This is a genomic window from Flavobacterium sp. HJ-32-4, from assembly GCF_022532105.1.
Lineage (GTDB): Bacteria > Bacteroidota > Bacteroidia > Flavobacteriales > Flavobacteriaceae > Flavobacterium.
Genome location: NZ_CP092832.1, coordinates 1,595,515 through 1,608,961, shown reverse-complemented (window position 1 = coordinate 1,608,961; position 13,447 = coordinate 1,595,515). Strand labels below are relative to the sequence as shown.

The following is a 13,447-nucleotide window of genomic DNA, read 5'->3' as shown; positions in this document are numbered from 1 at the left end:
CGCGGAATACTTATCTGATAACGAAAATAGCGAAAATAAATTGTCGGACGACCAAAAAATCAAACGCCGGGAGAAGTCCCGGCGCCTGTGATTATACCAACTGTTTCAACGCGATTTCAAAGGCCGTGGCACTGATGCCGGTTCGCGACGGATTGGCGCGATGGGCCGCTTCAATGGCGCGACGGATGGTGTCAGAGGTATCGTTGAAGATGGCCTCGTCGGTCATCTGTACTTTCTTCTCCATAAAATAGGCGAATACACGGGCCATACCGCAGTTCGAGATGAAGTCGGGAATGAGGCTGACCTGACGGTCGACGTTCTCCATCGTGGTGCCGAAGAAAATCTCTTTGTCGGCGAAAGGCACGTTGGCCCCACAAGACACGACTTCGAGTCCGGCGGCAATCATTTTGTCAATCTGCTCTTGTTTTACGAGGCGCGAGGCGGCGCAGGGCGCGAAGATCTCCGCTCCGATACTCCATACTTTCTCGTCCATTTCGGCGAACGGCACCATGTTATCGGCTACGAGCTTATTGCCGTCTTTGTGAAGGAACAACGAACGGATTTCCTCGAAGGAGAAACCGTCGGCGTTCAGGAGTCCACCGTCACGGTCGATGATGCCGACGACTTTAGCGCCCATCTGCGACAGGTAGAAGGCGGCGGCTGAGCCGACGTTACCGAATCCCTGCACGATGGCACGCTTGCCGGTGACCGATCCTCCGTAGATGTCATAATAGTGTTTCACGGCCTGTGCCACGCCATAGCCGGTGATCATATCAGCCACGGTGTATTTACGCGAGACGTCGGGACTGAAACCCGGGTTTTCGATCACCTTTACGACGCCCTGGCGCAACTGGCCGATGCGGTTGATCTTGTCGGCATCGGTAGGACGGAAATGGCCGTTGAAGACCCCTTCCTGTGGGTGCCACACGCCGCACTCTTCCGTCATCGGAATTACTTCATGGATTTCATCTACGTTCAGGTCACCACCTGTGCCGTAGTAACTTTTAAGCAGCGGGGATACCGCTTTATACCAACGTTGCAGCACGCCTTCCTTGCGCGGGTCAGCCGGATCGAAATTGATACCCGATTTGGCGCCTCCGATAGCCGGACCCGATACGGTGAATTTCACCTCCATGGTCTTGGCCAGCGAAAGGACTTCGTTCATGTCGAGGCCTTTCCGCATGCGGGTACCGCCGCCGGCCGCACCACCGCGAAGCGAGTTGATGACCGTCCAGCCTTCGGCATCCGTTTCGGGATCCTTCCAGTTGAAGACGATCTCGGGTTCTTTATTTTCGAATTGCTGCAATAAATTTTTCATTTTGTTGTGGAGTTTGTAAGCGGGGCAAAGATAGCAATATTGAAATTATGGAATCGGCATTTTGACGCGAGTAGACACGTCGTTTTGGAACACCGTGCGTGAGGGATAGCAGCGGCAGCCCCTGAGGCACGAAGGGCTATAGCGGATAGCCCGACGGCGCCCTGATGAGTAGGCAGTGGGCAGTAGGCAGTACGCAGTGGGCGCCGGCACGCCATTCAAACCTTGTAAACAACTCCTGAACAATGGTCGTGCGAAGCGCCGGTTACACTTGCCAGTACGTTGGTTTCGCCGCGAAGTTTGAGTACGCCGAGCAGTGCGAATATGAGCGCCTCTTTAAATTCGAGCGTTTTGCGGTCGGGGATGATGATTTCGAGTTGCGGAAGATGTGCCTGCATCCGGCCGATAAGGAAGTCGTTGTACGCGCCGCCGCCCGTGACCAGCATACGCCCTTCTTTTACGGGCAACGCCAACGCCACCTGCCGTGCGATGTGCTCAATGAAGGTCGCCATGAGGTCGTTGGTGTCGACAGGAAACTGGTCGAGAAGCGGCAGTATGGTGTCTTTGACGAATTCGAAGCCGAGCGATTTGGGATATGGTTTTGTGTAAAAATCGAGGGCATCGAGGGCGGCCAAAAGTGCTGGCATCACCTGACCGGTGGCGGCGAATCGGCCGCGGTCGTCATAATCCCAACCCATCATACGGGCATAGTGGTTCAGGACGGTATTGACGGGGGAGATGTCAAAGGCGATGCGTCTTCCCTCCTCTTCAAATGAAACGTTGGAGAAACCGCCGAGGTTGAGGCAATAGGTGTAATCGGCAAACAGTAAGCGGTCGCCTATGGGAACGAGTGGTGCACCTTGTCCGCCCAGTGCCACATCCTGCACGCGGAAGTCGCACACTACCGTTTGGCCTGTGCGTGCGGCAATTTCGGGCCGGTTGCCGATTTGCAGCGTATACCCCTCCGCTGGATTGTGAAGGATGGTGTGCCCGTGTGAACAAACCGCATCAAGCTTCGACACTTCGTTGCGTTCGATGAAGTCGCGGATGAGGGAACCCAGTAAATCGGTGTAGTCGATATTGAGTTGGTGGAGTTGCGGGCGGCTCCACGATACGGCTTCTTTCAAGCGGATGACCCAGTCGGACGTGTACGGAACCGTCTCACAGGCACCGATTTCAAACTGCCAGTTGCCGTCGTGCCATTCGAAGCGGATATGGGCCAGATCGACGCCGTCGAGCGAGGTACCCGACATGACTCCGATAACGTTGTAGAAAACCCTTTGCATGGGCTCAAAATTAGCCATTCCGATTGAAAATTTTCCAGTAAATGACTACATTTGACCTCCAAAAAAAAGCTAAAAGCAACCAAACGAAAAAAAAATTATGGATTTCAAACTTACCGAAGAACATTTGATGATCCAGCAAGCGGCGCGTGACTTTGCGCAGAACGAATTGCTGCCAGGCGTAATTGAGCGTGATGAAAAGCAGGAGTTTCCGCGCGAGCAGATCAAAAAGATGGGCGAACTGGGCTTCATGGGCATGATGGTCGACCCGAAATACGGCGGCAGCGGACTTGATACCGTGTCGTATGTTTTGGCGATGGAGGAAATCTCCAAAATCGACGCGTCGGCCTCTGTAGTGATGTCGGTAAACAACTCGTTGGTTTGCTGGGGACTGGAACAGTTTGGTACGGAAGAGCAAAAACAAAAATACCTCACGCGTCTTGCGAGCGGAGAGATCATCGGCGCCTTCTGTCTGTCAGAACCGGAAGCCGGAAGTGACGCAACGTCTCAAAAAACTACCGCCATTGACAAAGGTGACCACTACCTGTTGAACGGCACGAAAAACTGGATTACGAACGGCAGCACGGCGGATGTGTATCTGGTGATTGCCCAAACGGATGTGGAAAAACGCCACCGCGGCATCAATGCCCTGATTGTCGAGAAAGGCATGCCGGGCTTTGAGATCGGACCGAAAGAATCGAAACTCGGCATCCGCGGATCCGACACGCACTCGCTGATGTTCAGCGATGTGAAAGTGCCGAAGGAAAACCGCATCGGCGAAGACGGCTTCGGCTTCAAATTCGCGATGAAAACACTGGCGGGTGGTCGTATCGGTATCGCGGCCCAGGCATTGGGTATCGCGGCCGGCGCCTATGAAATGGCCCTGAAATATTCGAAAGAACGCAAAGCCTTCGGAACAGAGATCTGCAACCACCAGGCCATCGCCTTCAAACTGGCCGATATGGCGGTCAGTATCGAAGCGGCCCGCATGCTCTGCCTGAAAGCGGCCCGCGACAAAGACAACCACGAAAATTATGACCTAAGCGGGGCCATGGCCAAACTTTTCGCCTCACAAACCGCTATGGACGTGACCGTTGAAGCGGTGCAGGTGCACGGTGGCAATGGCTACGTAAAAGAGTACCACGTAGAGCGACTGATGCGCGATGCGAAGATCACGCAGATCTACGAAGGCACGTCGGAAATACAGAAGATCGTGATTTCGAGAGCGATTCTTACTCAATAAAGCAAAGCCCTTCCCGACGGAAGGGTTTCTTTTTTATCTTTAGTTCGGTTTTATCCATACTCTGCGCCTATGTCTGAGGAATTGAAATACTGGTACCTCCGCGATCATAAGTTGTTTCGCGTACTGAGTTTTGGGCAGATACGGGAATTGTGTATCATCACGGGTTTCCGGAAGGCGAAACGCGGGGATACCATCGAGCTGTCGGATGTGGAAGCGCCGCGTATCTTCCTGTTGAAGAAAGGGGCGATCAAAATCGTATCACTGGATGAAGATGGCACGGAAACGGTAAAGGATATCATTCGCAAAGGCGACCTCTTCGGCGAATTGACGCTGGAAGGCACCGGCGACGGACATGAATACGCGAAAGTGTTGTCGGAGGATGTCATCATCTGCAGTTTCCTCCAAGCCGATTTTGAGAACCTGATGCGACGCCACCCCGACCTGGCGGTTTCGTATACTAAATTCGTGGGGTTGAAGATGAAGCGCATCCGGAACAACTACACCAACCTGATTTCGAAGGATGCCCGCAGCCGTCTGTTGCATTTCCTGGACGATTGGGCCGAACGCGACGGCGAAATCCGGGAAGACGGTATCCGGATTCCGAACTACCTCACCCAAAACGATATTGCGCAATTGATCTGCACGTCGCGGCAGACAGCGGTGCAGTTGCTGCACGACCTCGAAAACGAAGGTATTTTGCGTTACAGTCGCAGTGAAATCAGGCTCTCCCGTAAAAGTTTGCCGTAAATGTAAACCAGCCGACATTTGGTTTTTTACGGTCGGGATACCTTTGACCCAAAACCAAACAAGATGAAAACACGTATGTTATTGGGGTTGGCGATGTCGGTACTGGCCGTCAGCCTTTCGATGGGACAATCTGTCGAAAAACGGAAAAGGGATTTGAATCTCGAAAACGGACTCGCGATACAGGGGTATGATCCTGTGGCGTATTTTTCCAAGAAAGCAGTGAAAGGAAAAAAAGAACTGGCCGCTTCCTACAAGGGTGCTACCTATTGGTTTGCCAACGCAGCCGACCGCGATGCGTTCCTGAAAGATCCGGAGCGTTATGAACCGCAATATGGCGGATGGTGTGCGTATGCTATGGGCGCAAACGGTGAGAAAGTAGAAGTCGATCCGGAGACGTATAAAATCCTTGACGGAAAACTGTACCTGTTCTACAACGCTTATTTCAACAATACGCTGAAGAGCTGGAACAAAGACGAGGGCAACCTGAAGAAAAAGGCAGATAGTAACTGGAAAAAATTCCTCGACAAATGAAAAACGCCTATATCTGGATACTTCGGCTGATAGCAGCCGGGATCCTCCTGCAGACCCTTTTCTTCAAATTCACCGGCGCTCCCGAAAGCGTGTATATTTTCTCAACATTGGGAGTAGAGCCTTTTGGACGGATCGGATCGGGCATTGCCGAACTGATCGCCGCGATCTTAATCCTGTATCCGCGGACCACCGCCTGGGGTGCCCTTTTGGCGGTCGGCGTTATGGCGGGAGCCATCCTGTCGCACCTAACGGTACTGGGACTTGAGGTTATGAATGACGGCGGTGAACTATTTATCCTGGCAGTTGTAACGTTTGTGTGCGCAATTTTACTGATATTTGAAGGTAGGGCCCAACTGCCGTTTTTTAGAAAGTCCTGACTATGCTGATAGCCGCTATCCAACACCGCTTTGCCGAAATGGCGTCGTTACTGCAACAACTGACGCCGGAGCGGTATATCCAGCCCTGCGATGCCTTGTCGGGCGCGAGTATCGGTGAGCACACCCGTCATATCATAGAATTGTTCGATTGCCTGGATTCACAATACCCAAGCGGCATCGTCAACTACGATGCACGGGAACGGGACCGTAGGTTACAGACCGACCCCCAGGCGGCCCTTGAACGACTTGACAGGCTGGAACAGCGACTTGACCGCGCAGATAAGCCCTTGTTTTTGCAGGTAGCCACGGATGGTGACATCCAGCATATCGCAACGAACTACTACCGCGAATTATTATTTAACCTTGACCACTGCGTACACCACCAGGCGCTGATTCGGGTAGCATTGCCCGGAGAGGAAGGCGTGACCCTGACCCCGTCGTTTGGCGTGGCCCGCGCAACCCTTGAATACCGAAAACAATGTGCACCGTAACTTTCGTATTGCGCCACGGCACCGCCGTCATCACCTCTAACCGCGACGAGCAACCGCGCCGGCGGGCGTTTGCCATCCGGACGGAGGAGCGGAACGGGAAAACCATTCGGTTCCCGCAAGACCCACAGGCCGGAGGTACGTGGTTTGCAGTGGATGACGAAGGAAATGCAGCGGTATTGCTCAACGGGGCAGCCGAAAAACACCGACATGCCCCACCCTACCGCAGAAGTCGCGGTTTGATACTACTTGATTTTTTTGCCACTGAGAATGCCCTGGCGTCGTGGGACGGAATTGACCTGACGGATGTCGAGTCCTTTACCGTGGTACTCTATCTGTCCTCGTTACTGTATCAACTTCGCTGGGATGGAAACGGCAAGGAGACCCTCGGTTTATCGGTTACGGATGATCATATCTGGTCATCTTCTACCCTGTATCCGCTGGAGGTACGTCGGCAGCGCGAAAAGTGGTTCCGTGAGTTTTTGCAGGACCAACCTACACCTACACCCCATGATTTATTCGAATTCCATCGGCATTCGCATGAAGACGACCGGCACGACGGCTTGGTGATCGAACGCGGCAGCCATTTACAAACCGTCAGTATCACGCAAACCGTACTGGAAGGTCGTGCGGTGCAGTTGACGCATCACGACCTGGCAACGGAACCCGTCATACAACCCGTACCGGCTGCAAAATGAGGCTCTTTTTACATAAAGTGCTGCATTGGGAATACTGGCCTTTCCAGATCGTATATATTCCGATTTACTTCCAGTGGGCGTGGTATGCGCTGCGCTGCCGCACGATTTTCTTCTTTAATGCGGCCAATCCGGGATTTCGGAATGGAGGTTTTATCAACGAATCGAAAAAAGATATTTACGACTTACTGCCGGAGGGATCCTATCCAAAGACGCTTTGGTTTCCGGAACGAACGGCGGTGGACTTCATACAGGAATCGCTTTTCGAAAATGGCCTGCATTTCCCGCTGATTGCCAAACCCGATATGGGATTGCGCGGGTCGGCGGTTCGGAAAATCGAGGATGAGGCAGCGCTGGCGGCGTATGCCGAAACGGCCTGTTTTGATTACCTGTTGCAGGAATTGATTCCGTATGAAAACGAAGTGGGCATCTTCTATATCCGCTATCCCCATGAAACCAAGGGGCGCATTACGGGTATTGTAGCCAAGGAATTCCTGTCGGTGACGGGTGACGGCGTGGCTACTCTGCGAACGCTTCTTGCACGGGACCCGCGTCATGAAATGCAACTACCGGTATTGGAAAAGGAATATGGAGTTGCACTCGACGAAGTACTACCCGCTGGAGAGAAGAAAGTAGTCGTGCCCTATGGCAACCACTGCCGGGGTGCGAAGTTTACGGACGTATCGCATTGGAAAACGCCGGAACTGGAGGCAGCCATTGATGCGGTTTGTTCGAAAGTCGACGGTTTTTATTTTGGGCGGATGGATCTCATGTACCATTCGCTTGAAGCGCTTCAAAAAGGCCGGCAATTCCAACTGGTAGAACTCAATGGTGCCGGAAGTGAGCCTACACACATCTATGATCCTCGCCATTCCCTTTTCTTTGCGTGGAAGGAATTGTCACGACACATTCATCACATGTATCGCATCAGTGTGGAAAATCACCGAAAAGGCGTACCTTACCTCACGCATCGCGAGGGCATGGTCGAATACCGGGAGCACAACCACCGGAACCGGCTGCTCGGGGAATTCACTGTATGAGGCAACTGCAAAATCTACTGGTCGGTTTTATCGTGAGTTTTATTGGTTCGGTTCCGCTGGGATACCTGAACGTTATTGGGTACCACCTCTACCACAGAGGCGGCATGGAGGTGCTGCTTCCCTATCTCGTGGGCGTTATGATTGTGGAAGGACTGGTCATCTATACGACCCTGATTTTCGCGCAACGCCTGTCGCGTAATGTGCGCCTGATGCGTTGGATCAAGATTTTTTCGATCTTGTTTATGCTCGGACTGGCGTGCTATTTCCACCTGTCATCCGGCACAACCGCCTTACCGGCTGACACCTCTCATCAGTATGATGGTTTCAACCCCTTTCTAAAAGGCCTCATCTTCAGTTCGATCAACGTGATGCAATTGCCGTTTTGGACCGCTTGGAACTTATATGTACTGAACGAAGGCTACATTACGACCACACGAAAAGCGGCTTATGTGACCGGCAGTTTAGGCGGTACTTTTTCCGGTATGTTGGTGTTCATCCTCGCGCTGGCCGTGCTGGCGTCTAAAAGTACTTTTCTGGCACACTACCTGATGCCCGTGATTGTTCCGCTGGTGTTTGTAGGATTGGCCATATTCCAGACTTTCAAGCTGGTGCGGGGCGTGCGATCAACGACCTAACGCTTTAAGGCAAAATGCCCCCGGTGTATTTTTCCATTGGGTAATTCTACGAGGAACCAATAGTCGTCGGATGGCATTGGGCGGCCATTGTAATTGCCATCCCATCCGCTTGAATTTGCGCCAAAACTAGTGAGTAGTTTGGCGTACCTGTCAAAGATATAAACAATCATACCCGGTTGGGTGTAGGCCAGTTTGATTTGCCAGAATTCGTTTTGCCCATCGCCGTTAGGGGTGAAGAACTTCGGATAGCCCAAAACCGGCACTTCCATCGTGATGGTACCACAATTATTCTTTTGATCCATCACGCTAACGGTATAAAGTCCCGGTAGTAGATTTCCGAAAAAGTTTGAACTCTGATACGGGCCGTCCTCAAGGGCATACAGATAATCGCCGGATCCGGTAACATTTACGGTGATACTGTTGTTGTCATCCCGCCAATCGACTACATCGACACTCGTTATGGTAGCAATAGACGATCCCTCGACGGTGATGGATTGGGGGTCGCTGCTGCATCGGGAAGAGCCGTATATGTTAGCGACCGACACAGAATAGGTACCGGGTTCCGTCACGTCGAGGTACGGCGCGTTCGATCCGTCTGACCACAGATAGGCATCATAGCCCATCCCTGCCTCCAAACGAACCGAACTCCCCTCGCATACGAAATATTGGGTCTGTGACAGGGTAAAGTCGGGTGCTTCGCCGATAATCAGGCGGAAAGACGTCGTGGCATAACACACATCAATCCGTTTATGCACGACCCGAACGTAAATCGTCTCAATCACCTGTGTGTTGACGTAGGCCTGTGGTGTATCAATTTTATTATCCCCCGACTGCGCATCCTGAAGGGAATGATGGTAGGTAACCTCGTAATCTGCAGGGTCTTGCGTGCCCAGAATGGACGATTCCAATTCCGTAATATCGAAAATGTTGGAAGTGGTACCCGGAGGTGCACACAACAGCAACTCCCGCGGGGAAGGTTCATTGGCCACCACCAATGATTCGAGAGTACTAAGGTTGACGGTACGCGCCGGAATCGTAGCCTGGCAGGCATCCACCACGGTAAGTGTGTAAGTGCCAGGTAGCAGCCCTGTAAAAATGTTATTGCTGCCGTTCATGATGTTCACAGGGCCGGTAATGCTGAAGGTATAAGGTGGTACGCCCACCGCTTCGACATAGATGGAACCAGCGGCACCTCCGTTGCAATCCATGTTGTAGATGCCCAGGATGTCCAGTCCATTCGTAAACGAGAACGTATCCCAAATATCCAGGCAGTCAGTCGACGAAGCGCTGTAGGTTTGATAAACCTTGACAATCCGGAAGGTACCTGTGATAGTCAAGTTGTTCAACGTGCCCAAGTTGGCCATCAAGACAGAATTGGTACTGTCGGGCGTAGTGCCTTCGGTATAGGGGGTGCCATTAAAAGGATGTCCCCACGTTCCGGAAACCGGATCTTGTCGTTGGAACCAGTAGCTGACACCGGGGATATTTCCATTATCAGTGATCGTGAAGTTAAACGATCCACAGTTCCGCTGGACCAACACGTTATTCGTCCCAGAATCGTATCCTATTACGGCGACATTGGTGGCGGTAAGGGCAACATTACAACTATCCATCCCTGAGAACGAGTAGGGGCCTGGAGGAAGTTGCTCCAGAAACACATCGCCTGAAACAATGAGCGATGTCGCATCGAACGGAATGGGGTTGGGATAGTTTGGCGGCGCAGCGGTTATGGTCAGGGACGTCAGGTTGCCGTTAGGAGAACCGATTCTCATAGAGCCAAACGTTTCGGCACAACTAGGTCGTACGTCGGTCTGCAAATTCGGATCGGGAACGAAAGGATTTACGATTACGTCCACGTTCGAATACGTGATGCCACATTCATCTATAATATTGAATACATATGGCACTGTCGGATTCGGAGGGAAACCGGACACGGTAACGCTGGATTGAGGGGTGGCCGGGCTAATGTCATTGGGAAGCGCTGGTGTATACTCAGGCGGAGCCGCCACTACGATAATGGAGACGATATCCCGATCGGCTGCTACCTGGAACCGGATATTGGCGAGGTTGGTGAGGCAATTCGGAGTGCCCGCGCGAACGTTTGGATCCAAATCATCCAATACGACTTCCCACTGGGCGGTTCCGGTACGTCCGCAATTATCGGTAACGAGCACCTCATACATCCCTTCCGGAACTGGATGATCTTCATCCCCGAACTGTAACACCGTTTGGTCGGTCGGGCCCGGATACAATCCGTTCAATGCTGCTGGGTTGAAACCCGCCGGTGCATTGGTAAAATTGACCGTATACTGGCCTACAAAATTATTGACAATCAGGCTCAGGTATTCGTGTCCGCAATTATTCGGCGTGCCCGAGAGCCCAACCTGTGGATTTGGATCGACGGTAAAATTCCCTGTAAAGGAATTGCCACAGCCATCCACAACTGTCAGGTCATAGGTATATGTCTGGGCTCCAAAAAGCGGCAGCGTAAGCGACAGTTGCAGCGAATCGGGATTTCCATTTCCGTAGACCTGTTGCAGTGTCTGGTTGGTACCGCCAGGATAATGCACTTCGTATGTGACATTGAGCGGATAAACGATGACACCTGATGGGGTAACCGTGTTGTTGACGTCGATAGAAAGACAGTTAGGCGCGAGCACATCTCCGGACGTACTCAATGCCAGCGTATTTACCTGGGGGATGAGTGTAAAGGTAAACGGCTCGCCTTTACAGGCATCGGATATCCGGAACAGATATTGTCCGGGCGGAAGGTTGGAAAACAGACCGCTGGTTTGCAACGGACGAATCTCCGGACCCGACAGTATCTCAAACGTAAAAGGCGGAGTGCCGGAACTGACATTAAATAGGATGTTGCCCGAGTTCGCGCAATTGCCCGCGGGCGGTTCTGAAAACGACCATATGAGGGGAATGATCTCATCCTGTACGTTAAAATCGGCGGTTTGGGAACCACTATCGCTACCCTGGGTTTGCGTTGCCACGATGCGATAGCTACCAGCACTCAAACCGGAATAAACAGTTGAGGTAAAATTCTCAATGGGAATCTGCCCGGGCATCGATTGTATCTGAAACGACATCGTAGCGCCAGGGGTGGTATTAGATGTGGTGATCGTCACACCTCCGTTACCGGTGCAAGTTTCGTCTTTCGGGATAAGTGTCAAGGTAAAATTCGATAGCTGCGCCACTGCCGGAAGGGCCACAAAAACGAGTAGCAGGGATAGGAACAGCCGGAATTTCATAGCAATTGGGGGTAGACCGAGCATGCAAATACGCACTTTCGCACGTGTAAATATACATTAATTTGCTACATGCTCGTGAAATACAACTTAATAACACCCATTCCTACAAAAACCCTACGGATTCCGTTTCTCCTTTTCCTCAATCCAGCGGGAAAGGTATTTGTAAGACGACATCGTATGATGTGTAAGCATTCTGCCGATGAAATTTCGTATGCGTAAGGTGGGAAGGTGAATCCGAAGATCCGCGAGTCGTTTCCAAAATGCCTCCTTCGCCGCATCTGGATCCAGCGAACGAAAAACGTCGGTGCCTTCCTGCTGTTTTTGTTGCCATAATTCCTGGTTATGGTAAAGATCAACCGCGTATTTCGCGAATAGATCAGGTTCATCGGTTATATAACCACCCCAACGCCCATCAGCTGTCATTCCTTCTGCTCCGATTGATGTCGTGACACTAGGCAGGCCGAACTGCATGGCTTCCGCCAATTTGCCTTTATGCCCGGCGCCGATACGAAGTGGCGCGAGCAAAACGCGTGCCTCCCGCATAACCGTATTGACACTCTCTGCCCGGCCCATGATATAGAAGCCCGAACCCGGATGGTGTAGTTGCTGAACGGCCGGAGATACGTAGGCGCCATATACATATAGGATGGCTTCCGTATCAAGGGCGCGAATGCGGGGCCAGATGACCGTCTTTAGATAACGTAGGGCATCATGATTCGGATAATGGCGGAAGTTGCCGATAAAAAAGTAGTTTTTCCGTGTTTGGAACGATGGCCATTCTGCTATCGATGCGTCACTTAAAGGCTCATACAGGAACGGTAAATACCAAAGCAGATCATGAGGTACCCCGAATACATCGACCAGAAAGCGGATCTCAGCTTGTGAAATCATAATGGAGAGATCACTGCGGTAAATGGCGGCTATTTCCCGAAGGGCTATGGGTGAAAGCAGCAAATGCCCGGGTTCAAAATCAATCTCGTTTTTGACGGCTGCTTCCCTCGCCGCCCGAAGGCAATGTAGGTCTTCTGTATCGAGAATACGAAGTGCGTTCGGAACCGCTTCCGCGACGCGCCATCCGAATTGTTCTTCGGTTATATAGCGATCGAACAGCACTAAATCGGGGTTTTGCTTACGTAGGAAGTCATCAAAACCTGAATCGTTTAACTTGATTTCGTGTGTTTCTACTCCAATCGACTCGAGTGGGAAAGTGAATTCCGTCTGCTGCGCGGCACTGGCAAATCGCACGGACGCACCTTGGTTGAGGAAAAACTGTAGTAACTGCAACATACGGGTTCCCGCTGCCGACGATGATGGTTCTGGCCACACGAGTCCGATTACGAGCACTTTTTGAATCATGGTGCAAGATACCGTTTTACTTGAAGATAGTAGTCAGTGGTCAGTGGTCGGTAGTCAGTGGTTGGTTCTGACTTCGTGTCTTTGCGCCTTGGTAGCTATAAAGGTTGCATGCCCGGACGACACTACACTCTTTAATAGTAGTCAGTAGCCAGTGGTCAGTGGTCAGTGGTTGGTTCTGGCTTCGCGTCTTTGCGCCTTCGTGGCTATAAAGGTTGCATACCGGGACGAAGCTACACTTTTAAAGTAATCAGTAGTCAGTGGTCGGTAGTAAGTGGTTAGTTCTGGCTTCGCGTCTTTGCGACTTCGTGGCTTTTGTTCTTGGTGGCCATAAATAAAAAAGCCTGTCCAAATCGGACAGGCTTTCAAAAAAAAGGCAGCGACATACTCTCCCACAAATTGCAGTACCATCTGCGCTGGCGGGCTTAACTACTCTGTTCGGGATGGGAAGAGGTGAGCCCCGCCGCAATAACCACCTTAAGG

At 51.8% G+C, this 13,447-nt stretch carries 12 protein-coding genes and 1 rRNA gene; 8 read left to right on the top strand and 5 right to left on the bottom strand.

Annotation, left to right across the window (positions count from 1 at the left end; all coding sequences use genetic code 11):
* Nucleotides 1-91: 91 nt before the first annotated feature.
* Nucleotides 92-1,318 (bottom strand): Glu/Leu/Phe/Val dehydrogenase dimerization domain-containing protein, encoded by a 1,227-nt coding sequence (locus MKO97_RS06535; protein WP_241105320.1) that lies wholly within the window; start codon nt 1,316-1,318, stop codon nt 92-94.
* A 215-nt stretch (nt 1,319-1,533) separates the two neighbouring features.
* The gene (locus tag MKO97_RS06530) at nt 1,534-2,601 is read right to left on the bottom strand and encodes an anhydro-N-acetylmuramic acid kinase (protein WP_241105319.1); all 1,068 of its coding nucleotides are present in this window, start codon (nt 2,599-2,601) and stop codon (nt 1,534-1,536) included.
* Nucleotides 2,602-2,698: 97 nt separating this feature from the next.
* On the opposite strand from MKO97_RS06530, the gene MKO97_RS06525 reads away from it, so the two are divergent.
* The 8 genes from MKO97_RS06525 (at nt 2,699) to MKO97_RS06490 (ending at nt 8,354) form a co-directional block, all read left to right on the top strand.
* A complete protein-coding gene (locus MKO97_RS06525; RefSeq protein ID WP_241105314.1) occupies nt 2,699-3,841 on the top strand; it encodes an acyl-CoA dehydrogenase in 1,143 nt (380 codons plus the stop codon).
* A 69-nt stretch (nt 3,842-3,910) separates the two neighbouring features.
* The gene (locus MKO97_RS06520) at nt 3,911-4,588 is read left to right on the top strand and encodes a Crp/Fnr family transcriptional regulator (protein ID WP_241105313.1); all 678 of its coding nucleotides are present in this window, start codon (nt 3,911-3,913) and stop codon (nt 4,586-4,588) included.
* 63 nt (nt 4,589-4,651) lie between these two features.
* A complete protein-coding gene (locus MKO97_RS06515) occupies nt 4,652-5,119 on the top strand; it encodes a YHS domain-containing (seleno)protein (RefSeq protein WP_241105311.1) in 468 nt (155 codons plus the stop codon).
* A complete protein-coding gene (locus tag MKO97_RS06510) occupies nt 5,116-5,496 on the top strand; it encodes a DoxX family protein (RefSeq protein ID WP_241105310.1) in 381 nt (126 codons plus the stop codon). The genes MKO97_RS06515 and MKO97_RS06510 overlap by 4 nt, the downstream gene beginning before the upstream one ends.
* A gap of 2 nt (nt 5,497-5,498) precedes the next feature.
* Nucleotides 5,499-5,987, top strand: coding sequence for a DinB family protein (locus MKO97_RS06505; RefSeq protein WP_241105309.1), 489 nt, complete (start codon nt 5,499-5,501; stop codon nt 5,985-5,987).
* A complete protein-coding gene (locus MKO97_RS06500; protein ID WP_241105308.1) occupies nt 5,975-6,682 on the top strand; it encodes an NRDE family protein in 708 nt (235 codons plus the stop codon). Before MKO97_RS06505 ends, MKO97_RS06500 begins: the two co-directional genes overlap by 13 nt.
* Nucleotides 6,679-7,719 carry a D-alanine--D-alanine ligase gene (locus MKO97_RS06495; protein WP_241105306.1) on the top strand — a complete coding sequence of 347 codons (1,041 nt, stop codon included), beginning with the start codon at nt 6,679-6,681 and terminating at the stop codon, nt 7,717-7,719. Before MKO97_RS06500 ends, MKO97_RS06495 begins: the two co-directional genes overlap by 4 nt.
* Entirely contained in the window at nt 7,716-8,354 is a 639-nt protein-coding gene (locus MKO97_RS06490) for a hypothetical protein (RefSeq protein WP_241105305.1), read from the top strand. Before MKO97_RS06495 ends, MKO97_RS06490 begins: the two co-directional genes overlap by 4 nt.
* Here the strand turns inward: MKO97_RS06490 and MKO97_RS06485 are convergent.
* From MKO97_RS06485 to rrf, 3 genes are all read right to left on the bottom strand, one after another.
* Nucleotides 8,351-11,611 carry a T9SS type B sorting domain-containing protein gene (locus tag MKO97_RS06485; RefSeq protein WP_241105304.1) on the bottom strand — a complete coding sequence of 1,087 codons (3,261 nt, stop codon included), beginning with the start codon at nt 11,609-11,611 and terminating at the stop codon, nt 8,351-8,353. The two genes, MKO97_RS06490 and MKO97_RS06485, sit on opposite strands and share 4 nt — an antisense overlap.
* A gap of 114 nt (nt 11,612-11,725) precedes the next feature.
* Entirely contained in the window at nt 11,726-12,967 is a 1,242-nt protein-coding gene (locus MKO97_RS06480) for a glycosyltransferase (RefSeq protein ID WP_241105303.1), read from the bottom strand.
* Between the two features lie 368 nt (nt 12,968-13,335).
* Nucleotides 13,336-13,444 (bottom strand): 5S ribosomal RNA (gene rrf / locus MKO97_RS06475).
* Nucleotides 13,445-13,447 lie beyond the last annotated feature (3 nt).